The sequence below is a fragment of the Devosia lucknowensis genome (assembly GCF_900177655.1).
GTDB lineage: Bacteria > Pseudomonadota > Alphaproteobacteria > Rhizobiales > Devosiaceae > Devosia > Devosia lucknowensis.
The window spans coordinates 406,604-429,484 of sequence record NZ_FXWK01000002.1 but is presented as its reverse complement, the minus strand read 5'-3'; the positions used below and the strand labels follow the sequence as shown (position 1 = coordinate 429,484).

The 22,881-nt window shown below is 63.3% G+C and carries 21 protein-coding genes; 12 read left to right on the top strand and 9 right to left on the bottom strand.

Annotated features, from left to right (window positions below):
• Positions 1–36 precede the first annotated feature (36 nt).
• The 3 genes from CCK88_RS14385 to CCK88_RS14375 are packed head-to-tail and all read left to right on the top strand — an operon-like array spanning position 37 to position 2,746.
• The gene (locus CCK88_RS14385; protein WP_086471275.1) at positions 37–1,626 is read left to right on the top strand and encodes a copper resistance CopC/CopD family protein; all 1,590 of its coding nucleotides are present in this window, start codon (positions 37–39) and stop codon (positions 1,624–1,626) included.
• 11 nt (positions 1,627–1,637) lie between these two features.
• Positions 1,638–2,150 carry a copper chaperone PCu(A)C gene (locus CCK88_RS14380; protein ID WP_086471274.1) on the top strand — a complete coding sequence of 171 codons (513 nt, stop codon included), beginning with the start codon at positions 1,638–1,640 and terminating at the stop codon, positions 2,148–2,150.
• 2 nt (positions 2,151–2,152) lie between these two features.
• Complete coding sequence (locus tag CCK88_RS14375) at positions 2,153–2,746, top strand: SCO family protein (RefSeq protein ID WP_086471273.1); 594 nt, start codon at positions 2,153–2,155, stop codon at positions 2,744–2,746.
• On the opposite strand, the gene CCK88_RS14370 is transcribed toward CCK88_RS14375, so the two are convergent.
• Both CCK88_RS14370 and CCK88_RS14365 read right to left on the bottom strand, forming a co-directional pair.
• Positions 2,736–3,035 (bottom strand): DUF1905 domain-containing protein, encoded by a 300-nt coding sequence (locus tag CCK88_RS14370; protein WP_086471272.1) that lies wholly within the window; start codon positions 3,033–3,035, stop codon positions 2,736–2,738. The two genes, CCK88_RS14375 and CCK88_RS14370, sit on opposite strands and share 11 nt — an antisense overlap.
• Before the next feature lie 2 nt (positions 3,036–3,037).
• Positions 3,038–4,291, bottom strand: a complete 1,254-nt coding sequence (locus CCK88_RS14365) for an NAD(P)/FAD-dependent oxidoreductase (RefSeq protein WP_086471271.1) — start codon at positions 4,289–4,291, stop codon at positions 3,038–3,040.
• A gap of 298 nt (positions 4,292–4,589) precedes the next feature.
• Between CCK88_RS14365 and CCK88_RS18570 the strand changes: the two genes are divergently transcribed.
• Entirely contained in the window at positions 4,590–6,590 is a 2,001-nt protein-coding gene (locus CCK88_RS18570; protein WP_210189952.1) for a hypothetical protein, read from the top strand.
• A gap of 55 nt (positions 6,591–6,645) precedes the next feature.
• Here CCK88_RS18570 and CCK88_RS14355 read toward each other — a convergent pair whose 3' ends face one another.
• Positions 6,646–7,572 carry a LysR substrate-binding domain-containing protein gene (locus CCK88_RS14355; protein ID WP_086471270.1) on the bottom strand — a complete coding sequence of 309 codons (927 nt, stop codon included), beginning with the start codon at positions 7,570–7,572 and terminating at the stop codon, positions 6,646–6,648.
• Positions 7,573–7,677: 105 nt separating this feature from the next.
• On the opposite strand from CCK88_RS14355, the gene CCK88_RS18790 reads away from it, so the two are divergent.
• Positions 7,678–7,806, top strand: coding sequence for a hypothetical protein (locus CCK88_RS18790; protein ID WP_280173826.1), 129 nt, complete (start codon positions 7,678–7,680; stop codon positions 7,804–7,806).
• An 11-nt stretch (positions 7,807–7,817) separates the two neighbouring features.
• On the opposite strand, the gene CCK88_RS14350 is transcribed toward CCK88_RS18790, so the two are convergent.
• Positions 7,818–8,762 carry an extensin-like domain-containing protein gene (locus tag CCK88_RS14350; protein ID WP_086471269.1) on the bottom strand — a complete coding sequence of 315 codons (945 nt, stop codon included), beginning with the start codon at positions 8,760–8,762 and terminating at the stop codon, positions 7,818–7,820.
• Positions 8,763–8,865: 103 nt separating this feature from the next.
• Between CCK88_RS14350 and lepA the strand changes: the two genes are divergently transcribed.
• The 5 genes from lepA to CCK88_RS14325 all read left to right on the top strand — a co-directional run bounded on the left by lepA (position 8,866) and on the right by CCK88_RS14325 (position 16,506).
• Positions 8,866–10,671 (top strand): translation elongation factor 4, encoded by a 1,806-nt coding sequence (lepA, locus tag CCK88_RS14345; RefSeq protein WP_086471268.1) that lies wholly within the window; start codon positions 8,866–8,868, stop codon positions 10,669–10,671.
• Between the two features lie 568 nt (positions 10,672–11,239).
• Positions 11,240–14,170: a DEAD/DEAH box helicase gene (locus CCK88_RS14340; protein WP_086471267.1), complete on the top strand. Its 2,931-nt coding sequence runs from the start codon at positions 11,240–11,242 to the stop codon at positions 14,168–14,170.
• 74 nt (positions 14,171–14,244) lie between these two features.
• On the top strand, positions 14,245–14,898 hold the full coding sequence (locus tag CCK88_RS14335; protein WP_140049003.1) for a hypothetical protein: 654 nt from the start codon (positions 14,245–14,247) through the stop codon (positions 14,896–14,898).
• A gap of 456 nt (positions 14,899–15,354) precedes the next feature.
• On the top strand, positions 15,355–15,570 hold the full coding sequence (locus CCK88_RS14330; RefSeq protein WP_086471265.1) for a cold-shock protein: 216 nt from the start codon (positions 15,355–15,357) through the stop codon (positions 15,568–15,570).
• A gap of 204 nt (positions 15,571–15,774) precedes the next feature.
• Positions 15,775–16,506 (top strand): SDR family NAD(P)-dependent oxidoreductase, encoded by a 732-nt coding sequence (locus tag CCK88_RS14325; protein ID WP_086471264.1) that lies wholly within the window; start codon positions 15,775–15,777, stop codon positions 16,504–16,506.
• 20 nt (positions 16,507–16,526) lie between these two features.
• Here CCK88_RS14325 and CCK88_RS14320 read toward each other — a convergent pair whose 3' ends face one another.
• The 3 genes from CCK88_RS14320 to CCK88_RS14310 are packed head-to-tail and all read right to left on the bottom strand — an operon-like array spanning position 16,527 to position 18,177.
• Positions 16,527–16,943, bottom strand: coding sequence for a DUF2177 family protein (locus CCK88_RS14320; protein WP_244557549.1), 417 nt, complete (start codon positions 16,941–16,943; stop codon positions 16,527–16,529).
• Between the two features lie 11 nt (positions 16,944–16,954).
• The gene (locus CCK88_RS14315) at positions 16,955–17,605 is read right to left on the bottom strand and encodes a ChrR family anti-sigma-E factor (RefSeq protein ID WP_086471263.1); all 651 of its coding nucleotides are present in this window, start codon (positions 17,603–17,605) and stop codon (positions 16,955–16,957) included.
• Entirely contained in the window at positions 17,602–18,177 is a 576-nt protein-coding gene (locus tag CCK88_RS14310) for a sigma-70 family RNA polymerase sigma factor (protein WP_244557548.1), read from the bottom strand. The genes CCK88_RS14315 and CCK88_RS14310 overlap by 4 nt, the downstream gene beginning before the upstream one ends.
• A 248-nt stretch (positions 18,178–18,425) precedes the next feature.
• Between CCK88_RS14310 and CCK88_RS14305 the strand changes: the two genes are divergently transcribed.
• Together CCK88_RS14305 and CCK88_RS14300 are read left to right on the top strand one after the other, a co-directional pair.
• A complete protein-coding gene (locus tag CCK88_RS14305) occupies positions 18,426–19,778 on the top strand; it encodes an NAD(P)/FAD-dependent oxidoreductase (protein ID WP_086471262.1) in 1,353 nt (450 codons plus the stop codon).
• On the top strand, positions 19,775–20,593 hold the full coding sequence (locus CCK88_RS14300) for a DUF1365 domain-containing protein (protein ID WP_086471261.1): 819 nt from the start codon (positions 19,775–19,777) through the stop codon (positions 20,591–20,593). The genes CCK88_RS14305 and CCK88_RS14300 overlap by 4 nt, the downstream gene beginning before the upstream one ends.
• Here the strand turns inward: CCK88_RS14300 and CCK88_RS14295 are convergent.
• Together CCK88_RS14295 and CCK88_RS14290 are read right to left on the bottom strand one after the other, a co-directional pair.
• Positions 20,503–21,441 carry a Gfo/Idh/MocA family protein gene (locus CCK88_RS14295; protein WP_086471260.1) on the bottom strand — a complete coding sequence of 313 codons (939 nt, stop codon included), beginning with the start codon at positions 21,439–21,441 and terminating at the stop codon, positions 20,503–20,505. The two genes, CCK88_RS14300 and CCK88_RS14295, sit on opposite strands and share 91 nt — an antisense overlap.
• Positions 21,442–21,552: 111 nt before the next feature.
• Positions 21,553–22,806, bottom strand: coding sequence for a glycerate kinase type-2 family protein (locus CCK88_RS14290; RefSeq protein WP_086471259.1), 1,254 nt, complete (start codon positions 22,804–22,806; stop codon positions 21,553–21,555).
• Between the last annotated feature and the right edge of the window lie 75 nt (positions 22,807–22,881).

Below are 22,881 nucleotides of genomic sequence, written 5' to 3'. Positions count from 1 at the left end.
TCCCGCCCCGCGCTCTTCCTGCGCCAGGACCATACGATGCCCGCCATCACGGCCCGTTTTGTCGTTCCGCTCATGATCCTGCTGCTGATGCTGGCGCAGGACATGCCCGCGCTCGCCCATGCCCAGCTCCTGTCGACCGAGCCCGCCGCAAACGCTGTGCTCGGCACGGCGCCCGAAACGCTCGCCCTGATCTTCAACGAGCCGGTGACGCCGCTTGCCATGACCCTGATCGGCCCCGATGGCGCATCGACCGACCTCACGGCGGCGGCGGCCGGTGGAGAAATCCTTTCCGTCCACCTTCCCTCCGCGCCCGGTCGCGGCACCCACGTCCTCAGCTGGCGGGTGGTTTCGGTCGATGCCCACCCCGTGGCAGGCTCGCTGGTGTTTTCGGTAGGCGCCATCACCGGCGCGGCCGCAGACATTCCGGAGGCGCCCCCGGCGACCGCGGTCCTGCTCTGGGCCGGCAAGGCCATCCTGTTCGCCGCGCTCGCTCTGGGCCTTGGGGCGTCAGTCTTCCAGTTGCTCGCGCCCTTGCCACCCGCCGCACGGCGCTTCGCCCGCGCTGCAAGTCTATTCGGTATCGTCGGGGCGCCGGTGAGCCTGGGTCTGCACGGCGCCGACGCCCTCGGCCTGGGTCCACAAGCCATCCTCGCTGCTCCTGCCTGGAGCACAGGCTTTGCCACCACCTACGGTCCAACCGTGTTGATGCTGGTGGTCGCCTTTGCCCTCGGCCTTGCGAGCCTCTACCGTTTCCGCCCCCTCGCTCTTGCCGGCTGGGCACTGGCAGCGGTGGCGCTGGCCGTCAGCGGACATGCCGGCGCGGCCGATCCGCAATGGTTGACCCGTCCGGCGGTTGCTCTGCATATCGCCGGCTTCCTGTTCTGGGCCGGCGCCCTCCTGCCGCTCCTTGCCGCGTTGCGCCAAACCACGCCCGAAGCCGGCCGCGCCCTCGCGCGCTTCTCGCGGCTCGCCCCCTATGCCGTTGCCGCGATCCTCCTCTCCGGCCTCGTCCTTGCCAGCGTGCAGATGGGGGCGCCGGGTCCCGCCTGGCTCGCGCCCTATGGGCTGATCCTTGCGGCAAAGCTCAGCCTCGTCGCCGTGCTGCTGGCCATTGCCCTCTTCAACCGGCTCCGTCTCACCACCCCCACGCTGGCCGGCGACACCGCCGCCCGCCGCCATCTGCGCCGGGCGATCGTCTGCGAGATCGTGCTGGTGCTCGCCATCGTCGCTCTCGCCGCCGGCTGGCGCTTCACTCCGCCGCCCCGCGCCATCGCCGCCGCCGAGGCCGCCCAGGCCGCCCTCGCCGTCCCCGGCTATGCCCATGCCATGAACGACGCCGTCATGGCCGATATCGTGGTCACTCCCGGCCGCGCCGGCCCCGTCACCATCGATATCGCGCTCACCGACATCGCCGGCGCCCCGGTCACCCCGCTCAGCGTCGATCTCACCCTCTCCGCCCCCGCGCTCGGCATCGAACCCATCCGGCAGGCCGCCACGCCGGATGATGGCCTCTGGCGCATCGAGGGCCAAGCCATTCCGCTGGCCGGCCTCTGGGACCTCGTCCTCGATATCAGGCTCGACCGCTTTACCCTTGCCCGCATCGGCACTGAACTCGACCTCAACTGAAAGGAACTACCATGTCCCGCCGTTCTTCCATTCTCACCCTCGCTCTTGCGACCACGCTCGCAAGTCTCCCCCCCGCGATCGCCCAGGATGCGTCGGCGCATGCGGCCCACGCCGAAACGGCGCCCGTCACCGTTGGCGCCATCGAGATTTCGGGCGCCTTCACCCGCGCCACCCTGCCCAATGCGCCGGTGGCCGGCGGCTTCCTCACCCTCACCAATACCGGTGCGGAGGATGATCGCCTGGTCTCGGTGGACAGTCCGATTGCCCGCGAAGGCCAGATCCACGAAATGGCCATGCAGGGCGATGTCATGAGGATGCGCCAGCTCGCCGATGGCCTCGTCATTCCGGCCGGCGCCACCGTCGTGCTTGAGCCCGGCGGCTATCACCTCATGTTCATGGGGCTCACCGGTGCCATTGCCGAAGGCGATGCCGTCCCCGTCACCCTGACCTTCGAGAAGGCCGGTACGGTCACCCTCGATCTCCGCGCCGGCGCGACCGCTGCAGCCGCGCCCATGAGCCACTGATCATGCCCGCACTTGCCCATCTCCGCACCGTCCTCTGGACGCTCGTTGCCGTGGCGGCGCTCGGCGCCACCGGGCTTTATGCCTATACCACCTTCATTGCGCCCAGGCCCGCGGCCGGCCTCGGGCAGGCCGATTACGATCTGGTGACGGCAGCGGGCGAACCGTTCACCCGCGCCAGTCTTTCGGGTCACCCCTCGATGCTGTTTTTCGGTTTCACCCACTGTCCGGATGTATGTCCCACCTCGCTGGCCGAGATGACGGCGTGGTACGAAACGCTGGGCGACGAGGCCAGGGACCTCCAGGCCTATTTCGTCACTGTCGACCCCGAGCGCGACACGCCCGAGATCATCGGCGACTACGTGTCCTGGACGGGCCGTGTCACCGGTGTCACCGGATCGCCCGAAGAGATCGACCGGATGGCCAGGTCCTGGGCCGTCTACTACGAGAAGGTGCCGCTCGAGGGCGACGACTACACCATGGACCACACGGCGTCCGTGTTCCTGGTCGACCGCGACGGCAACTTCCAGGGCACCATCGCCTATCGCGAATCGAGCGATACCGCCGTCGCCAAGCTGCGCCGCCTGATCAGCGGCTAGTACCGATATCGAGCGACACGTCCAGCGTGTCGCCCACATCCACCGGCCCGATCGCCTTTCGGGCCGCCACCTTGAGCGGCAGCAGATAGCTGCCGTCCTTGGGCAGCAGCGAGGTCGTGAAACGGGCCTCGCCGATCTGCGCGCTGACCGGGATGCAGCCCCAGCCATAGCTTACTGCGCTGCCCAGCGCCCGGATATCGGCGGCCAGCGCCGCCGGGATGGCGGCAAACAGGAATGGGGCGGGCCCGCGCCAATAGATCACCGCGGCGCGGAACTGGAGCCGGTTCACGCTCAAGCGCCCATGAACCGTCCCATGCGGAAGGGATTGACGTCGATCGCCGTCGCCTCGCCGGTCATCATCTGTGCCAGCAGTTCGCCGGTAGCCGGTCCCAGGGTGAAGCCGTGATGCGCGTGGCCGATGCCGACGAACAGTCCCTCATGCTTGGGTGCCTTGGAAATGATCGGCATCATGTCGGGCGTGCAGGGACGGGCGCCCTTCCAGGGCTGCGGGTCGAGCCGCTGGCCCAGCGGGAACAGCTCGCGGGCTGCCTTCTCCGCCTTGGCCAGTTGCACCGGGGTCGGCGCCGCATCACGCTCGGCGAATTCCGCGCCGGTGGTGATGCGGATACCCCGCGCCATCGGCGCCATGGCATAGCCCACTTCCGGATCGAGCAGCAGGTGGTTCAGCACCACGCCCTCGCCGCTGCCGTAATGCATGTGGTAGCCGCGCTTCACGAACAGCGGCAACCGGTAGCCGAGTGGCTCCAGCACATCCGGAGCCCACGGTCCCAGCGCGATCACGGCCTGCCGCGCCCGGATGGTCTGCCCCTCCACGCTGGCCGTCCAGCCGCCGGCCTCTTCGCTCAGCCCTTTGGCCACGCCGCGCCGGAAACGGCCACCGAGCTTGAGGAACAGTTTGAAATACTCGGCCACCAGCGCGCCCGGGTCCTTCACTGTCCAGGGATCGGTCCAGTGGATGGCGCCGGCCAGCCCGCCGATCAGGTTGGGTTCGACCGCCTTGAGGGCCGGCCAGTCCAGCACCTCAAAGCCGATGCCGAACTGGTCATGGTCGCCCTGCGCCTTGCCGACTTCCTTTTCCAGCTTGTCTGGACTGCGAAAGGCCAGGTGCCAGCCATAGCGGGAAATCAGCTTTTCCGCCTCAGGCCCGGCCGCCTCGATGAGGTCGGAATGGGTGACGATGGAGCGGCCGATCAGGGGGGCATAGCTCTGCACCACCTTGCGATAATGCTCGGGCGACGACTCCCACCAGTATCGGAGCAGCGGCGGCGCCAGCTTGGGCAGGGCAAGCGGCTCGTAACGGGCTGCAGTCGACAGATGCAGTCCCACCTGCAGCAGTGTCTGCAGGTCACGCGGGAAGGCGTGGGGCCTCACGCCTTCACGCTGGATGATGCCGGCATTGCCGAAACTGGTTTCGTGGCCAGGCTCATTCTTGTCGACCAGAATCACCGTCTGGCCGCGGCGGAGCAGATGAATTCCGGTGGCGATGCCGACAATTCCGGCTCCGAGAATGATGACGTCGTCCATATTTCCCCTGCAACCAATGCTGGATGTCGAAGTTACTTTGTCATTACTACCAGTTCAGGCTCGGCAATTTATGCCATCTGCAAGCCCGAAGTTGTCGATTTCTGAATATTATACAGTATTAGTCTAATTTTATGCAATTTTGTTCGATGGAGTGTGTTTCATGCGGAAAATCCAGCGGCCGCAATGACGATTGGAGCTGAACCCTCCAGCCCAGCCTAACCCCGGATCGGGATCGATCCAAGAGCGGTCCATGGACCCGCATGACAGCCCTCGAATGCTCGAAGAGGAGACTGTTACCATGCGTAGGAAAACACAAATCTCGGCCATCGCACTGACGGCGGCCATGCTTGCCGCGCCCCCCGCTTTCGCGCAGCTCAATCTCGGCATCAATCTCGGCGGCAGTTCCGACAATGGCGGTATCGGCCTGGATGCTGGCGTCAATCTCGGCATCGGCGATACCAATGTGAATGTCGGCGCGGGTGTGGGTGTCGGCGGCGACAGCCTCGTTGATGCCGGTGTCAACGTCGATGCCGGCTCCGAAAGCGGCGGCGGCGCCCAGATCGGCGTCGATGCTGAAGTGCTTGGCGAGGATAATCTCGTGGACGTCAATGCCGGCGTCGGCACACGCAGCGGCGGCAATGGCGGCACCCGCGGTAATATCGTTGGTGTGGGGGTCGACGTTCTCGACGACGACAGTCTGCTCGATGCCGATGTGACCGTCGGTGCCGGGTCTGGCGGCAGTGGTGGCAGCGCCGGTAGCGGCTCAGCCACCCCGGTCCTTGGGGTCCGTATTGCCGCTCTCGATCAGGCCGCACGGGTAGATGCCGTGATCGATCAGATCAATACGCCCGATCTGGCCGAAGCGGATCTTGATGCCCTGATCGACGATCGGCGTGTCTCCATCCTTGCTCTTGCCGAACTCTTCGGCGACGAGGATGCCAGCGAAATTCGCGCCCTTGTCGAGTTGGGTGGCCCAGGCCGTGAAGAACTCATCGCCGCCATCGAGGCCAGTGTGGAGCTCAGCGCCATTCTCGATCGTCAGGGTCTTTCCGGTGAAAACGTCGTCGCGATTTCCGTCAACGGCGATGGCAGTGCCGAGCTCATCGTGGTCGATCTCGACCTCGATCTGGCCGGCACCGACAATGCCACCGGCCCGTTGCTCGACACTGATCTCGCCGAGCTCGACATCGACCTTCTGACCGATGAGGAACTCGCCCGGATCGACCTGGCGCTGCTTCCCAACGAACAACAGCGGCTCGATGCCATTATTCGCATTCTCGGCTCGTCCGGCGGTTCGGGCGGGGGGACATCGGGTGGCAATATCGAACTCATCGATGTCGACGCTCTTCTGGGCGAAGAGTCGCTGGCTCAGCTCGATGCCATCCTTGGCCGCGACGGAGACACGGAAGATGTGCTGATCACGGCTGATCTTCTCGACAGTCTTGATGATGCGGGCCTTTCGCCCGAGGCCGTGATCGGCATCGACAGTCCCGAGGGTGGTCCGACCCGCGTCTTCATCGACGCCGGTCTGGGTGAAAACGGCGGCCTTCTGGGTGATCTTGGTGATCTCGCCAGTGTCGATCTCACCATCGGTACAGGCTCGATCGGCGGCGGTACTGGCGGTGGTGGCACCGACGGCAATGACGGCGACGGCGGCGACGATGGTACCGGCGGCAATGGCGACGGCGGCACAGGCGGCAACGGCGGTGGCGGCACGGGCGGCAACGGCGGCAACGATGGTGGTGACACCGGCGGCAACAATGGCGGCGGCACTGGCAACAATGACGGTGGCTCCGGCAATGGTGGCGGTACCGGTGGAAACGGTACCGGTGGCAACGGCACGGGTGGTACCGGCAACACTGGCGGCAACGGCACCGGTGGAACAGGCGGAACCGGCTCAGGTGGAACTGGCGGCGCCAGCGGTCCGGGAACGGGTGCCGGTAGCGGGGCGGTAGCCGTCAACACCCAGATGCCCGCGGCGCTGGTCGAACCCGACATGGTCGTGGCCGAAGTCAGCTGCATTGCCGGTCTCGAAGCCCTGAGCTCGGTCAGCATGCCGTCCCCGACTGATCTGCGCGACGTCGAGGATGTGTCCCTGGTCAGCATCAGCGGCTGCGTTCAGGTGCTGCGCCAGGATGAATTGGCATCGCTCAAGGCGGCGGTCCAGCTGTCCGGGGATCTCAGCGCCCAGGTCGATGAGGCCGGTCTTTCTCTCGAAGCCCTTGTGGGTGGCACGCTCGAGGGTGGCATTCTCACCCTCTATTTCGAGGAGGACATGGCCGCATCCACCGCTGCCTGATCCGACGCAACAGCACGGCCCGCCGCATCATCCATGCGGCGGGTCGTTCATGTTCTCACTCTCGCGCTGGCTCCGGCCTTTGTTGATGCACATAGCCCAGCACGCTGTCGGGCACTTCCGCCGCCAGCCATTCCCGGAACAGTCGAAGCTTGCCGGGCTCCCGCCGCCCTTTGGCTGTGGCAAGGAAATAGCCTCTCGATCCCTTCACCGGCCTGTTGAAAGGACGCACCAGTCGCCCGTCGCTCACCGCATCGGCTGTCATCATGTCGGCGGCCAGCAGCACACCCTGCCCGGAAATTGCGGCGTCGAAAGCCAGCGACGCATCTGAATAGACCGGTCCCTGCAGCGCCGCGGCGGGATCGACCCCGGCATTCGCGAACCACAGTGGCCAGTCGAGCATGCTGGTCTGGTCTTTGATGACGGGTACCCGTGCCAGGTCGGCGGGGCTCCGGAGCCGCTCGAGCATCAGGGGCGAGCAGACCGGCTGAAAATCCTGTCCGCCGATCAGGCTGGTATCGACACCCGGCCAGCTCCCATCGCCATAGCGAATGCCGCAGTCGATATCGAGCCGGTTGAGATCAAGCATGGCGCCGGTCACCGTCAGCCGCAGTTCCAGTCCAGGGTAGAGGGCCGAGAATTTGTGGACCCGCCAGATCAGCCAGCGCGAGGCAAAGACACTGCCCACGGTCACGTTGAGCACGCCGTCCTGCGCACCGGTCAGCCCCGCCAGCCCATCCTGCAATTGCGTGAACCCGGCCGAAAGCTGCGGCAGGATCTGCAGCAGCACCGGCAGTGGTCGCAGACCTTGCGGCGTCCGGGCGAAAAGCTCCACCCCCAGCCGCTCTTCGGCGCGCCGCAGATGCTGGCTGACGGCACCGACGGTCACGCCCAGCTCATCGGCAGCAGGCGCCAGCGCACCACGGCGCGCCACGATCTCGATGGCGCGCAGCGCATTGAGGGGAATGGGAAATGCCTTACTCATGTAGATTTTCTATAGCGCCTGGCAGAGCATGTCCATTGAGATGGCCAGCGCCGTGGCGCATTATGAGGCCATAGAACACCAGCAACTCATTTCCGGAGACAGAAAATGTCGATCCTGGCTCGCCTATTGGCGTGGCTCGGCCGCTCCGTGCCGTCCGCCCGATCCCAAAACCCCGACTGCATGACCCTCCACGACTGGGCCGACCTGCCCACCCATCACCCCAAATGCGGGTGAATTGCTGCGCCTCACTCACAGATCTGCGCCGTACACGTTTGTCCGTGGCAGCCGAGGTCCAGGTGGAAATGATCCTCATGCTCGGCATTGGCGTCCGGCCCGAGCACGGTCGTGAAACGTCCGCAGGCCGCCCCGTGCGCCTGGCGCAGCAGTTTGCCCTCTGGTGAAGCCGCCGCAGACCAGTCGGCTTCGACGGCGATGCTCCGGCCATCCGCCAGCGTGAAGCCGATCACGTCGACTGCATTGGCAAAGCCGTGTTCGGAAACAAAGCCCTCGTCGCCGCCATTGCGGTTGCGACACATCATCGACGTGCCGGTATCGAGCGTCGCGATGGGGCTGTCCAGCGCCGCATTGGCATAGGCGTCGACCTCGCCGGCCCAGTCGGCCAGCGCGCCTGCCATTGCGCAATTGGTGGTCACCGGGCTCGAAAACCCGATCTCCCGGCCGTTGACCCGCACCGCCGTGATCGAGAGCGGCGAGCGTTCGCCGCAAATGCCCTCGGCGATCGGGTCGAGCATTTCGCCCACCACCACGCCGCTGAGCAGGGCCGGGCAGGCGGTCTGGTACACCCGCTCCGGCTCCGGCGTCGCGGGCTGCGGTTCCGCCACCGGCACATCCGGGTCCGAAACGTCCGGTGCGGCAGGCTCGTCCGGCCCCTCCGCTTCATCCGCATCCGCGGCCTCGTCGGGGCGAGGGCGGGGCAGGGGCGGCTCCTCCTCCGCCGCGTCGGCCTCTGGCCGCTGCGTCATCGGGGTCGGCGTCACCGGGGCAACGGGTCGTGTGACGCTGGGCGGCGTCGGACGGGTCGGTTCGCTCACGCCGCCGCTGGGCCGCGGTGCCTGCCGCTGCGGCAAGGCGTCCTCCACGAACCTCTCGAGATCCCGGAAAAAATCCTGCGCCGGCACCGGTGCGGTGGCGACAAGGAGGGCGGTAATGGCTGGAACGAGGTGACGCATGCGCTACGAACGCATCTGCCTGCACGATTGTTGCGCAAAGTGCCCGGTTAACCCCCGCTAAACCATCTTTCTCGTGGCCTTGCCTTCTGCTATCAGCGCCCTCATGACCACGCCGCTCAAGAATATCCGCAATTTCTCCATCGTCGCTCATATCGACCATGGCAAATCGACCCTGGCCGATCGCCTGATCCAGATGACGGGCGGGCTCGACGCGCGCGAGATGAAGGAACAGGTCCTCGACTCGATGGATATCGAGCGCGAGCGCGGCATCACCATCAAGGCGCAGACCGTGCGCCTCAAATACAAGGCGCAGGATGGCGAGGATTACGTCCTCAACCTCATCGACACGCCCGGCCACGTCGACTTCGCCTATGAAGTCAGCCGCTCCATGTCGGCCGTGGAAGGCTCGCTGCTTGTCGTCGACGCCTCCCAGGGCGTCGAGGCGCAGACCCTCGCCAATGTCTACCACGCGCTCGATGCCGATCACGAGATCGTCCCGGTCCTCAACAAGGTCGATCTTCCGGCGGCGGACATCCCGCGCGTCAAAGCGCAGATCGAGGATGTCATTGGGATCGACGCCAGTGACGCGCTCGAAATCTCGGCCAAGACAGGCGTCGGCATCGACACCGTGCTCGAAGCCATCGTCCAGCGCCTGCCCGCCCCCCAGGGCGATATCAATGCGCCGCTCAAGGCCCTCCTCGTCGACAGCTGGTACGATACCTATCTCGGCGTCGTCGTTCTCGTGCGCATCATCGATGGCGTGATGAAGAAGGGCCAGAAGATCCGCATGATGGCCTCGGGCGCCGTCTACGAGCTCGATCGCGTCGCCGTGCAGACGCCCAAGCTCGTGGAAGTGCCTGAACTCACCCCCGGCGAGCTCGGCGTCTTCACCGCGTCCATCAAGGAAGTGGCCGATACCAATGTCGGCGACACCATCACCGATGACAGGAAGCCCACGACCACGGCGCTGCCCGGCTTCCGCCCGGCCCAGCCGGTGGTGTTCTGCGGCCTCTTCCCGGTCGATGCCTCGGATTTCGATGAACTCCGCGCCGCCATGGGCAAGCTGCGGCTCAACGACGCCAGCTTCTCCTTCGAAATGGAAACCAGCGCCGCCCTCGGCTTCGGCTTCCGCTGCGGTTTCCTCGGGCTCCTGCATCTCGAAATCATCCAGGAGCGCCTGTCCCGCGAGTTCGATCTCGATCTCATCGCCACTGCGCCCAGCGTGGTCTACGAGGTCGTGATGACCAATGGCGAGACCATGCATCTGCATAATCCCGCCGATCTCCCCGATGTCATGAAGATCGAGGAAATCCGCGAGCCCTGGATCAAGGCGACGATCCTGACGCCCGACGAATATCTCGGCGCCATCCTCAAACTCTGCCAGGATCGCCGCGGCATCCAGAACAACCTCTCCTATGTCGGCAATCGCGCCATGGTCGAATACGACCTGCCGCTCAACGAAGTGGTGTTTGACTTTTACGATCGCCTCAAGTCGATCTCGAAGGGCTATGCCAGCTTTGACTACAAGCTCGATACCCACCGCACCGGCGATCTGGTCAAATTGACCGTGCTGGTCAATGCCGAGCCCGTCGACGCCCTGGCCATGCTGGTCCACCGCTCGGTCGCCGAATCGCGCGGCCGCCAGATGTGCGAAAAGCTCAAGGAGCTGATCCCGCCCCATCTCTTCGTCATCCCGATCCAGGCCGCCATCGGCGGCAAGATCATCGCCCGCGAAACCGTCCGCGCCATGCGCAAGGACGTGACGGCCAAGTGCTACGGCGGCGACGCCACCCGCAAGCGCAAGCTCCTGGACAAGCAGAAAAAGGGCAAAGCCAAGATGCGGCAGTATGGGAACGTGAACATTCCGCAGGAAGCCTTCATCAAGGCGCTGAAGATGGGGGACGATTAATCGGTTGGCAATTGTGCCAATCCGAGGCGCCGGTGGCGCCTTGGCAGATTAATCGCCGGGTCGCTGCCAGAGGCAGCGGGCACCCGGGCTAGTTCTACAAGCTGAGCCCATTTCACCTCTCCCTCTGGGGGAGAGGTCGGCGCGTAGCGCCGGGTGAGGGAGCCTTCTCGCAATCTAGAGCTACGCTCGCCGCCCGAGCGCCGCCGCAGCTCTTATTCCTCGCCCCCTCGGGGAGAGGGTGGCTCGGCCGCAGGCCGAGACGGGCGAGGGGGATACTCCGCCCGCTTAGGCCCGAAGACTGCGCGCCGTCCCGGAAGCGAATCTTCATTCGTGGAGCAATTTTTGGGAAGCAGGCCGTGAGGGCGATGCTTTAATGGCCCGCATGCGGCAGTTTGGGTCAGCGGCGATATCCTAGGATGAGGTTATCAAGGTGCTGGTGATGGAGGGTGACTAACGTTGCTGTGTCCAACTGAAGGCAGCATCTGGCTCAGCCAGTGGAATCGAAATCCGCCTATTGACTGAATGCATCTGACAAGGCTGAACTTGAGACTGGAATAACATCTTCTGTTTGGAGCTTGCGATCAGCTTCTTTTCTGAAAACTATTCAAGGTTCACTTATCCGATCAAAGACAAGCCGGAAGACGTCGGTCTCCGACCAGCGCAAGTGGGCGCTATCCATGCGATAGCTTCGCATTTCTCACTTCGAGCCGATCCAGCCGTTGTTACAATGCCAACTGGATCGGGCAAAACAGCCGTTCTCCTGGCTGCAGCTTTTGTCCTCAGAGCGCAGCGGGTTCTGATCATAACGCCCAGCCGATTGGTTAGAGAGCAAATTGCCGAGGAAGCGTCGGCGCTACGAACGCTCCGCATTGCTGGGGCAATTGACACCGTGGAAGGACCAAAGGTCTTCGCCACGCTTGGCAGAGTTTCTTCGGTCGAAGACTGGGAGAGCATGCGAGAATATGACGTGGTCGTCGGGACGATTCAAAGCATAAGTCCAGAATATGAAGTAGTTCCGGAGCCCCCCGCGGACCTATTTGACCTCGTTCTGGTCGACGAGGCTCACCACAGCCCGGCGCGTACTTGGCAGTCGACACTTGATCATTTCTCGACTGCCAGAAGGGTGCTCTTCACGGCAACACCATTTCGTCAGGATCAACGAGAGATCAGGGGCCGCTTTATATACACATATGATCTGCGGAGGGCTTTCGAAGATCAGGTGTTTGGAGAGATTGAGTACCAGCCAGTCTATCCCTTGAAGGGGCAGCCCCCTGACGTGGCTGTAGCCATAGCATGCCAGGAAGTTTTTCAAAGAGACGCTAAAGCCGGCTTCAATCACAAGGTGATGGTCAGGACCGATAGCCGCGCTCGGGCGCTAGAGCTGGTGGACACATACTCTGCAAATACAAACCTGCGTCTCAAGCTAATTAAAGGAGACCAGTCACTACGCCATGTAAAATCGGTGCTCAAGGAACTACAGGCCGGAGCTCTTGACGGGCTAATTTGCGTCAACATGCTCGGGGAAGGGTTTGACCTCCCGTCATTAAAGATAGCCGCCGTGCATTCGCCCCATCGCTCATTGGCAGTTATCCTCCAGTTTGTCGGCAGGTTTGCCCGGACTACGGGAGAACAGCTTGGTGGCGCTACATTCTTGGCGGTGCCTACAGCCATCGAGATTGAGGCAGAGCGCCTATATGACGCCAGGGCCGTGTGGCAAGAAATCGTCCAAAATCTCAGCGCTGCCCGGATCGAAGAAGAGGTCCACACTCGCGAGGTGTTGGATACCTTCCTGCCGGTCGACGCCAGCCACGACTTGTCGGATTTTTCTCTGTTTGACCTGGAGCCATATTTTCACGTGAAAATACTTCAGCTCAAAGATCTAGTTGATGTCTCAGCAGGCGAAGAATTCCCATTTCCCATGCAGATCGTTTATAAGGTTTCGAGTGAGGAGCACGGCGCGGCCATCTACATAACTCGCGAGATCTCTCAGCCTAGATGGACTGGCGATGAACGCCTGGCGTCATCTTCGTCCGACCTATTTATCATATATCAAGACCCCAAGAGCTTGCTCTTGTTTATTTGCGCCTCGAGACGCAACGCAGGCATGTACGACCACATCGCCTCTTGGTTTGCGTCTGCTGTTCCCCGTGCACTGCCGCTATCGCGGATAAACAGAGTTCTGAACGACATCAACTCGCCAGAATTTTTCAACGTTGGCATGCGAAATCGGGTTCTAGGAAACACGAGCGAGTCTTATCGAATAATAACTGGCTCAAACGCTGATAAATCGATCAGCAAATCTGACGGTCGACTGTTCCATGCTGGTCACGCATTTGGCCGCGGCGAACAAGATGGCGATGCAGTAACAATTGGCATAAGCAGCGCATCCAAGGTTTGGAGTAATCGATCGGACAAAATCCCCGCGTTGATCGACTGGTGCTCCATTCTGGCATCCAGAATTTCCACGAGAGGCACGCCCAAGACGATGTCGGGCGTCGACATTCTTGACGTCGGCGACGAAATATCAGAATTGCCTGACGATATTATCGCTGCCGATTGGCCGATGGACATTTATCGCTCGTCCCCCCTTTGCAGTTTTGAAACAAGTGAGGGAAGGTTCGAGTTTCCGCTCGTGGACTTTGATTTAGATGTCATTAGAGGGAAATCTGATAAAAATTCGGTTCTTGTGCGCATTTCGCACGAAGCTGGTTATTCCGAGACGTTCGTTTATTCCCTAAACAACAAGCGTCTATTTGAATGGTCAAGCGACAGCGCCACAGACCTCTTCATATTGTTCGACGACGGCGATGTGGGATTGGTCGAATACATCAACGATGATCCTATTACGTTTTTCACGGCTGAGCTTGGGTCGCTGACTGGGACGAGCTACCTGTCCTTGCCACCCGACGAAAATCTGTCCTTCGATGCGAACCAGATTGAAGCATTGGACTGGGCCGCCATGGGCGTCGACATTACGCTTGAGTTCGGCGCTAAATCAGAGCGCGGCGTGTCTGTTCACGAAGGGCTGGAAGCAATGCTGACCGTGGGCGACAACTCCGTCATCTACTACGATCACGGAAGCGGTGAGATTGCCGACTACATCACAGCGACGGAGGAAGTAGACCGCCTTGTGATACGGCTCTACCACTGCAAAAGTTCATCGGGACAATCTGCTGGGCATCGCGTTGATGATCTATACGAAGTGGTATCGCAGGCGACAAAGTCAACGATCTGGGCCTTGAAGCAACGGGTCATTGGCCACGTAAGCCGCAGATTTCAGAATGGTTTGGGCGGCTCACGCTTCGTGAAGGGCACTCTCCAAAATTTCGAAGACCTTTTGGTCGCGCGGGCCGCCGCTCAGATCGAATTTGAGTTCATTGCGGTGCAGCCGGGAGTCCAAAGTGGCGGGCTACCTCCCAAGCTGGCGCACTTGCTTGCCGCTTCCGATGACTACCTAATCAGAGGGGGATTCCGGCGCCTACGCCTACTAGCATCTTAGGTTAAACTTCTCCCCGCCCCCTCCACCTGTGTGCACCCTCTCCTGTCCGGCCTCCCGCCGCACAGGAGAATCTCATGCCCACACACACCGACCACCCCGCGTCCTTCGGCCAACCCCCTCAGGACCAGCCTGCCCCGCAGGCTGCGCCCCACCCACGCTTGAGCGAAGGCACCACCACCAAGTCCCAGGCCGAGCGCCACGAAGCCCTGTGGCTGAGCCTTGCCGCCCTCCAAAAGGACACGATTGCCCTCGGCGCAAAAAAGCCCAATGCGCCCGTGTCCGAGGCCCTGCGCATCAGCGCCGAGGGCCTGCTCAGCGATTGCGCCGCCTTTACCCGCAAGCGCAATGAGCGCCTGCCCGTTGCCGCGCCCGATCTCGCGGGTCTTGCCGCCCAGCTCGGACAGGCGCTGGCGGCGCTCGAGGGTTGGGAGGCACGCCACACCACTTGGGCCACGCGCTTTAATTGCCGCATCTGGACGCTGCACTCCGGCTATCGGCCGATCATGCGCCTCCATCCGCCCGCCGCGGCGCTGAATTTCAAGCGCGACGACACCGACGTGATCCGCGACAAATTGAGCCGCATGATCCGGAGCGGCGAGCGCGCGGCCTATGAAGCGGGGTTCAGCGCCGGCCGCGCCGCGCGCCAGGGCGAGCCTCCCGCACCGTCCGCGCCCGAAGCGATGGCCGCACCCACGCAAACTTATCCCCGGCTGCGGCGGCTCGATTAAACTTGGGCCATTGCCCCGCGCGGCGGCCTGCAGGCGAACAGTGGCGGGGCAGGCCGGGTGGGGGCTTTGCCTCTCCCACAGGTTCCAGGTCGGCCGCGACGGGACGAGCGATCCCCCGCCGCCGATCAGTTCCAAAAACCGGCGCCGGGGACAGGTTTCGTCTCGTCTAAAACCATCCAGAGACGCAATCTGTCTCCGGTCCGTCCATTGTTTGCACCCGTCGGTATCCGTGCCGCAGGGCGTTCCGGCGCGCGTCGACGCCTGCCTTGCTCTCGACGCGATTATCTGTCACAACAGCGTCCATACGTTTTCAGCCTAAGTCGGCTGCCGATGCCGGTCATTTCCGGTTCCTTGGCTCACTGATCCACTTGCGAACGTTTGTCCCGCCTCGGCATGTGCAGAGGCAAAACGCTCGATTTGCTTCGGCTACGAGCTTACATCAAAGGAACTATCATCATGGCCTCGATCAACGGCACCGTGAAATTCTTCAACACCACCAAGGGCTTCGGCTTCATCACCCCCGACAATGGCGGCAAGGACCACTTCGTCCACATCTCCGCCGTGCAGCGCTCGGGCGTTGACGGTCTCTACGAGAACGACAAGGTTTCCTACGACGTCGAAACCGGCCGCGACGGCCGTGAATCCGCCGTGAACCTGACCCTGCTGAAGTAACTTCGAGCCGTCCCGCAAGGGCAAAACGCTCCAGTGGAGCGTTCTGAGGCGAGAAGGCCATGCGAGCTAGGCTCGGATGGCGATCAGCCGAGTTCGAGAAAGCCGCCGCAAGGCGGCTTTTTTATTGTCCCCCGCCGCCGCCTGCCGGCATCCAATCGGGCCTCGCCCTCGTATTGCCTGCGCAAGCAGCAACGGGAGCAGCACATGAGCGGCGCGGGCGAAAAGATCTGGATCATCGGCGGTTCGAGCGGCATCGGCGAGGCGCTGGCCCGGGCCTATGTGGCGCGCGGTGCGCTGGTCGTCATCTCCGGCCGCAAGCAGGCGGCGCTCGACAAGGCGCTGCTCGGCCTCGGTGATGGCGCCGTGGCCGTCGTCGCCGATGCGGAAAAGCCCGAAAGCCTTGATGCCGTGGCGCAGGCGCATGGCCCCTTCACCCGCATCATCACGACAGCGGCGATCTATGATCCGGGCCCGGTGGGCAAGGCCGACCAGAAACAGGCCGAGGCCATTTTTGCAGTCAATCTCACGGGCAGTTTCAACGTCGCCCGCGTGGCGATGACGGCGCTGGCCCCTGGCGGGCAGCTGGTGCTGTTCGGGTCGGCGGCCGCCATATTCGGCCTGCCCAATGGCCAGGTCTATTCGGCCACCAAGGCGGCCATCGTCAATCTGGCGCAATCGTTGCGGGCCGAGCTGTGGCCGCGGGTCGATGTGCGGCTGGTGACGCCGGGTTTCGTGCGCACCCCCCTCACCGACAGGAACGATTTTGCCATGCCAGGCATCATGGAGCCCGAGGAGGCCGCGCGGCGGATCGTCAGGGGGCTCGATGGCAAGAGTTTCGAGACGGCGTTCCCCCGCCGCCTCATCTGGCCGCTGAAACTGCTCGGCGTCCTGCCCCATCCCGTCGCCTTCGCGCTGACGCGCAAGCTCAATGGCTAGGGCAGGGGAGGAGAGCGCGGTTACTGGGTCAGCTTCACGGCCCAGTAGCCGGCCAGCGCCGAGGCGCCGGACAGGAAGCCGCCCCAGACGAGATCGATAATGCTGATCTTGAGCGTCCAGCCCTTGAGGGTCGAAAGGTTGGTCATGTCATAGGTGCCATAGGCCAGGAGCCCCAGCGCCACCCCGGCCACCAGCGCCCAGATCCACGAATTGGCGTTGACCGCCGGGATCACCGCGAAGCCGACGATGCCGGCGATGTAGAAGAGGTAGAAGACGGCCGCCGGCACGAGGTTCGGCTGGTCCATCAGCAGGGCGCCGATTTCCTGCCGGTAAAAGCCGATGCCGAGCACCGTAAGCCACAGCATGTCGAGTCCGAAGAACACCAGCGCGGTGCCGCCATAGGCGGCCAGAATGGTCATGATGGGCAGGCCGAACATAGCGTTTCTCCTCAGATGCCCAGAATGGGCTGGACCATCCGCACCAGGCGGCTCGAAAACTTCAGCGGCGCATCGGTGATGGCAAGGCAGATGCAGTCGGCATCGGTGCCCGCGATCGGCTGGTGCGTCACCGAACCGTCGGCATCCTCGATGTCGCCCGGTCCGAAACTGTCGAGCTCGTCGTGGAAGCTGCCGGTCAGCACCACGGTCAGTTCCCGCCCGCCATGGCTGTGCTCGGGCACCGGCTTGCCGGCGGCGATGCAGAGCAGCCGCGCCTGGGTCGTTTCGTCCCCGGTCTTGATCAGGATCTGCTTGGCATTGCCCAGGTTGCGCCATTTGAGGCTTGCGACATCGCCGCCCAGATACGAGCGCAGCGGCTCGGGGAGCGTGGCATTCCCCGGGCGGACCACCGGGCTGGCCTTGTCCTCGGGCGCGGCGAGGATGCGTGCCTTGAGAGCGTCCCAGCTTTCGGCGGGTCCGTCGACGGGGGCCAGCTCTTCCAGCATCACGCCGGCCGTAGCTTCGGCAAGCGCCAGTTCTCCCCGGCATGTCGGGCACATGGCAAGATGGCAGGCAACAGCAAGGGACCAGCCTTCGGAAAGGCTGCCCGCGGCATATTCGAGGAGGAGGTCGTCGCTGAGGTGATGTCGGATCGTGGTCATTTGAATTCCTCCAGCGCCGTGCGAAGGCGTCCGAAGGCCAGTCTGATGCGGGATTTGACAGTGCCGATCGGAAGCCCGGTGCGGGCGGCGATGGTGCTGTGGGAGGCTTCGTCGAAAAACGAAAGGCGAATGAGGTCAACCTGTTCCTGCGGCAGCGTCAGGAGCGCGGCATGGAGAGCCGCGCCGCTCTGCTTGAGGTCCATGATGTCGGGCGCTTCGGGCTCGGCCGCGGGCACTAGTGCCGGATCGTCCGGGTCGAATGCGGGCCGCTTCTGCTTGCGCCACGCGTCGATCCAGATGTTCCGGGCAATGGTGAAAATCCACGCCGATGCCTGTCCGCGCATCGGGTCGAACTGCCCGGCCTTGCGCCAGATAGCCAGCATGGTCTCCTGCATCAGGTCTTCGGCCGCCTGGCTGTCGCGGGTGAGCTTGAGGAGATAGGCGCGGATGCGCGGACCAAATTCGCGGAACAGGGCTTCGAAAGCCACCATGTCCTGCGCCGAAGCGATGGCGACGATGTATTTGCCGATATCTGCTGGCGACGAACCTGCGAGGGAAGTTCGGTCCGTCATGCGATCGTTGCCCTTTTCTCGCGCGGGCACGCTGGGACGGCGGCGCGTTGCTGACGCTGCATCCTGACACGGTCCGGCAAGTGGGTAAATCGCAAGTGACATGTCCCAGATACGGCGCCATTTCCAGGGTGGATCATGGCGCACCCAAAATTTCTGATGCCGTTCACTTTTTTTAGAATAGCGGCATTAGGCTTGATCCAAATTGGCCCCGCAGCCGTATCTACACCAAACATTCCAGGACCAAGACTATGTTCCATGCCGCCTCCGGCTTCTCGCATCCGCAATCCGCGCGGCAACGTATCGCCGTCGTAGGGAGCGGGGTGTCCGGCCTGTCGGCGGCCTGGCTTCTGTCGCAGTCGCATGATGTCGTGCTGTACGAAGCCGATGATCGCATTGGCGGACATGCCAACACCGTCGAGGTCGAGGGAACCGGTGGCGTCGATACGGGCTTCATCGTCTACAACGACAAGAACTATCCCAATTTCAAGGCGATGCTCGAGCATCTCGGCGTGGCCAACAACGCCACCGAGATGTCGTTCGCCGCATCGCTCGATCAGGGCAATTTCGAATATTGCGGGGAAGGGCTTTCGGGCATGCTGGCGCAGCGGCTCAATGCCTTCCGGCCGCGGTTCTGGAACCTCTTCCGCGATCTTCTGCGCTTTTATCGCGAAGCGCCGTCGGTCCTGCATCAACCCGAAATGCGCGGGCTGACGCTTGACGAATATCTGCGCCAGCAGCGCTATTCGGCGTCCTTCGTCGACGATCATCTCCTGCCTATGGCGGCCGCCATCTGGTCGTCCAGCGCCGAAGACATTCGCGCCTATCCGCTGCTGGCCTTTGTGCGCTTCTTTGAAAGCCACGGCCTGCTGCAGCTCTGGGAGCGGCCGCAGTGGCGCACCGTAAAGGGCGGTAGCCGCTCGTACGTGAAGGCGCTCCTCGATGGTTTTTCCGGTCAGGTGCGTCTGTCGTCCCCCATCGCCCGTGTCGTGCGCGACGATACCGGCGCCACGCTCTTTACCCGCGATGGGCAGTCCGACCGTTTTGACGCGGTGCTGATCGCCACGCACGCAGATCAGGCTCTGGCGATGCTCGAGAATCCGAGCGACGCGGAACGCGGCCTTCTGGGCGCCTTCACCTATACGAAGAACACGGCCGTGCTGCATGCCGATCCGGCTTTCATGCCGCGCCGGCGGCGCGTCTGGTGCTGCTGGAACTACATTTCCATGGAGCATCTGGGTGAAGAGCAGCAGCTCTGCGTCAGCTACTGGATGAATGCGCTTCAGGGCTTCAAGGGACGCGATCTTTTCGTGACGCTCAACCCGCCTACCGACCCTCGCGAGGAAATTGCGCGGTTCGAATACACCCATCCGCTTTTTGACACTGCCGCCATCCACGCGCAGGACAACCTCTGGCAAATCCAGGGCCAGAACCGCACCTGGTTTGCGGGCGCGCATTTCGGGCGTGGCTTCCACGAGGATGGCCTTCAGGCCGGTCTGGCAGCGGCCGAAGCGATGGGGTCTCTCCCCCGTCCCTGGACGGTTGCCAATCCCTCCGGTCGCATTACGCTGGCGCCGCCCGCCGCAGAAGCACTGGTGGGATGAGCCTCAACTCAGCCATCTATGTCGGCCAGGTGGTGCATCAGCGGCATCGCCCGAAGAAGCACAGCCTGCGCTACCGCGTCTTTTCGCTGCTGATCGACCTCGACGAACTCGATCGTCTCGATGGTCTGAGACGTTTCGGCCATAACCGGCGTGCATTGTTTTCGTTTCGCGATGCCGATCACGGCGATGGCCAGCCACTTCGCGACTGGGTGAATGACAAGTTGGCGGCCGAGGGACTGCCCGAGGCAGGCCGCGTTCGCCTTCTCTGCTACCCGCGCATTCTGGGCTATGTCTTCAATCCGCTGACGGTCTGGTATTGCGACGATGCCGCGGGCGAGCCTCTCGCCACGATCTACGAGGTACACAACACGTTCAAGGAGCGGCATACCTACGTTCTGCCCGCAAACGCCGCAGAGCAGGCCGCCGACAAGGCGTTCTACGTGTCGCCCTTTATCGACATGGATTGCCGCTACGAATTTCGCCTGTCTGCTCCGGAAGAGCGCGTGCGCGTCGCCATCAATGAGACGCAGGGCGGTCAGCCGCTACTCTACGCCGCTTTCACAGGAGCGCGCCGACCCTTTTCGGATGCCGAGCTGATGCGTCTGTTCTTCTCGCATCCGCTGATGACGCTCAAGGTCACGGCGGGCATTCATTGGGAAGCGCTGCGCCTCATCCTCAAGGGCATTCGCATCCGCTGGCATACCGACCGCAAGCCGCCGGCGGATCACCACTCGAAGGCGGGGCCGTTCTCGCGGGCTCCGAGAAAGAACACGTCGCTCATCAAGCGCAACGGCGCGGCATCGACATCGGACTGACGCGCGTCGAGCAGATGGGCAAAGTGGTCGTAGATTCCCGCGTATTCCTCATCGCCATGCTCAATGACGACCTCGCCATTGATGCGCAGGGTGCGTCCGCCACGTTCGAGCTTGAGGTCGTCGCCAGTGCCCGTGGTGACCTGGATCGTCCAGATTTCACCGCTCTCCTCGAGCCAGTTGAAGCCGGACGAAAGTGTCGGCTTGTGGGCCTGGCCGGACTTGAACGTCACCTCGACGTCGACAGGGGTCTGACGGTTGGCGGGGAAAGTCAGCTTCGCGCTTTCCACGAAAACCGGAAACGGCATGATCTTGGTGAAGATCGAATAGGCATTGATACCAGGATCGCAGACGCCGAACCCGCCGGGCTCCCAGACCCAGTCCTGGCCGGGATGCCATTTGCGCACGCTTTCTCGCCAGTCGATCCGCACCGCGTTGACGCCTTGCTCGGCCAGGATCGCCTTGGCTCGGTCGACCGCGGCGTTGTATTGGCTGTGCCAGGTCTGAAACAGCACCCGGTCAAGGCGCGCGGCATGGGCGATAATGTCGTCGAGCTCGGAAATCGTCGTGGTAGGTGGCTTTTCCATCATCACGTCCTTGCCCGCGTCGAGCGCCTCTCGGACAAGCGTGTGGCGCACGCCCGGCGGCGTGCAGATGGAGACGAGGCCGACTTCGGGCATCGCGGCATAGAGCTCGGCTGCGGTGCGGAACACCGGCACGCTTCCATGTCCGACGCCGCGGGTCGAGACCGTCGCCGCCAGCTCGAAGTCGTCGGAAGCGTCAATGACAGGCAGGTGCTGGTCCTGGGCGATTTTGCCCACGCCGATCACGGCAATCTTGCGCTTGGTCATCCGGAAACTCCATTGCTCGGAAGCGCGGCTATAGAGCAGGTCTTGCCACTCTCTGCCAAGGCCCTACATCAACATAAGTATGATTTTAATCGGGGTCTGTTTCGGGCGTCCTCAGCTGATCAGGATAGCCCGGAAGTCATTGACGTTGGTTCCGGTTGGGCCGGTCACGAACAGGTCGCCAATGGCCGAAAAGGCGCCATAGGCGTCGTTCTCAGCAAGCGCAGCCTGCGGATCGAGCCCCGCCTCGCGCATCCGACGCGCACTCGTTCCGTCCACAAAGGCGCCGGCATTGTCCTCCGACCCATCGATGCCGTCCGTATCGCCTGCCAGGACCGAAACACCTTCGACGCCGTCGAGCGCGATTGCCAGCGCCAGCAGGAACTCGCCATTACGCCCACCACGGCCTTTGCCGCGGAGCGTCACCGTCGTCTCTCCGCCCGAAAGCAGCACCACCGGCTTGGTGAAGGGGCGGTTCCGCACGGCGATCTCCCGGGCCAGCGCCGCATGCACCTGCGCCACGTCGCGCGCTTCACCCTCGATGGAATCGGAAAGGATCGCCGCTTCGATGCCGCTCTCGCGCGCCAGGTCCGCTGCGGCCTCGAGCGAAATAACGGCCGAGGCTATCGTGACGACGCTGTTGCGCGCAAAGGCCGGATCGCCGGGCTCGGGCGGAAGGTTGAGATCGCTGGCCAGAAGCTCGCGGGCCCGGTCGGGCAGGTCCATGCGGTAAAGAGCTGCTTGCCGACGCGCCTCTTCCCTCCCTCCGGACAAAGGCAGGGTTGGGCCCGAGGCGACGAGGGCAGGATCGTCCCCCGGCACGTCGGACACTACCAGCGTCGCGACACGGGCCGGTGCTGCCGCCGCCGCGAGGCGCCCGCCTTTTATGGTCGAGAACTGATTGCGGATGAGGTTCATCACGCCGATCGGCGCGCCGGAGGCGAGGAGGACGCGGTTGATGGCCTGCTCGTCATCGAGGCTGAGGCCCGGAGCCGGCGCCGGAAGGAGGGACGATCCTCCTCCCGAAATCAGCGCGACGACCAGGTCATCGGGCCCGAGACCCGATACCATTTGCATCAGGCGTTGCGCCGCCTCGAAACCTGCCTGATCGGGGACCGGATGCGCCGCCTCGACGATCTCGATGCGCTCGCAACGCTCGGCGTAGCCGTAGCGGGTCACCACGAGTCCCGAGAGTTCGCCTGTCCAGGCTTTCTCGAAGGCCCGCGCCATCTGGGCCGAGGCCTTGCCCGCGCCGATAACGACAGTTCGTCCCTTCGGCATGGCCGGGAGATGCCGCTCGAGAGCCAGTGCCGGTTGCGCGCTTGCAACAGCCCGGTGGAAGAGATTTTCGAGAAGCTGTCGGGTCATGGGGAACGTCTTTGGTGGGGCGGACTTGGGTTACTTGTCACTACCGGACCTGCTTTTGTCCAGCCGCTGGCTTGT

Excerpts from the sequence above, each read along its gene's own strand:
- CCK88_RS14385 (WP_086471275.1), top strand. The coding sequence starts at position 37 with ATGCCCGCCATCACGGCCCGTTTTGTCGTTCCGCTCATGATCCTGCTG.
- CCK88_RS14380 (WP_086471274.1), top strand. The coding sequence starts at position 1,638 with ATGTCCCGCCGTTCTTCCATTCTCACCCTCGCTCTTGCGACCACGCTC.
- CCK88_RS14375 (WP_086471273.1), top strand. The coding sequence starts at position 2,153 with ATGCCCGCACTTGCCCATCTCCGCACCGTCCTCTGGACGCTCGTTGCC.
- CCK88_RS14365 (WP_086471271.1), bottom strand. The coding sequence starts at position 4,291 with ATGGACGACGTCATCATTCTCGGAGCCGGAATTGTCGGCATCGCCACC.
- CCK88_RS18570 (WP_210189952.1), top strand. The coding sequence starts at position 4,590 with ATGCGTAGGAAAACACAAATCTCGGCCATCGCACTGACGGCGGCCATG.
- CCK88_RS14355 (WP_086471270.1), bottom strand. The coding sequence starts at position 7,572 with ATGAGTAAGGCATTTCCCATTCCCCTCAATGCGCTGCGCGCCATCGAG.
- CCK88_RS18790 (WP_280173826.1), top strand. The coding sequence starts at position 7,678 with ATGTCGATCCTGGCTCGCCTATTGGCGTGGCTCGGCCGCTCCGTGCCG.
- CCK88_RS14350 (WP_086471269.1), bottom strand. The coding sequence starts at position 8,762 with ATGCGTCACCTCGTTCCAGCCATTACCGCCCTCCTTGTCGCCACCGCA.
- lepA (WP_086471268.1), top strand. The coding sequence starts at position 8,866 with ATGACCACGCCGCTCAAGAATATCCGCAATTTCTCCATCGTCGCTCAT.
- CCK88_RS14335 (WP_140049003.1), top strand. The coding sequence starts at position 14,245 with ATGCCCACACACACCGACCACCCCGCGTCCTTCGGCCAACCCCCTCAG.
- CCK88_RS14330 (WP_086471265.1), top strand. The coding sequence starts at position 15,355 with ATGGCCTCGATCAACGGCACCGTGAAATTCTTCAACACCACCAAGGGC.
- CCK88_RS14325 (WP_086471264.1), top strand. The coding sequence starts at position 15,775 with ATGAGCGGCGCGGGCGAAAAGATCTGGATCATCGGCGGTTCGAGCGGC.
- CCK88_RS14320 (WP_244557549.1), bottom strand. The coding sequence starts at position 16,943 with ATGTTCGGCCTGCCCATCATGACCATTCTGGCCGCCTATGGCGGCACC.
- CCK88_RS14315 (WP_086471263.1), bottom strand. The coding sequence starts at position 17,605 with ATGACCACGATCCGACATCACCTCAGCGACGACCTCCTCCTCGAATAT.
- CCK88_RS14310 (WP_244557548.1), bottom strand. The coding sequence starts at position 18,177 with ATGACGGACCGAACTTCCCTCGCAGGTTCGTCGCCAGCAGATATCGGC.
- CCK88_RS14305 (WP_086471262.1), top strand. The coding sequence starts at position 18,426 with ATGTTCCATGCCGCCTCCGGCTTCTCGCATCCGCAATCCGCGCGGCAA.
- CCK88_RS14300 (WP_086471261.1), top strand. The coding sequence starts at position 19,775 with ATGAGCCTCAACTCAGCCATCTATGTCGGCCAGGTGGTGCATCAGCGG.
- CCK88_RS14295 (WP_086471260.1), bottom strand. The coding sequence starts at position 21,441 with ATGACCAAGCGCAAGATTGCCGTGATCGGCGTGGGCAAAATCGCCCAG.
- CCK88_RS14290 (WP_086471259.1), bottom strand. The coding sequence starts at position 22,806 with ATGACCCGACAGCTTCTCGAAAATCTCTTCCACCGGGCTGTTGCAAGC.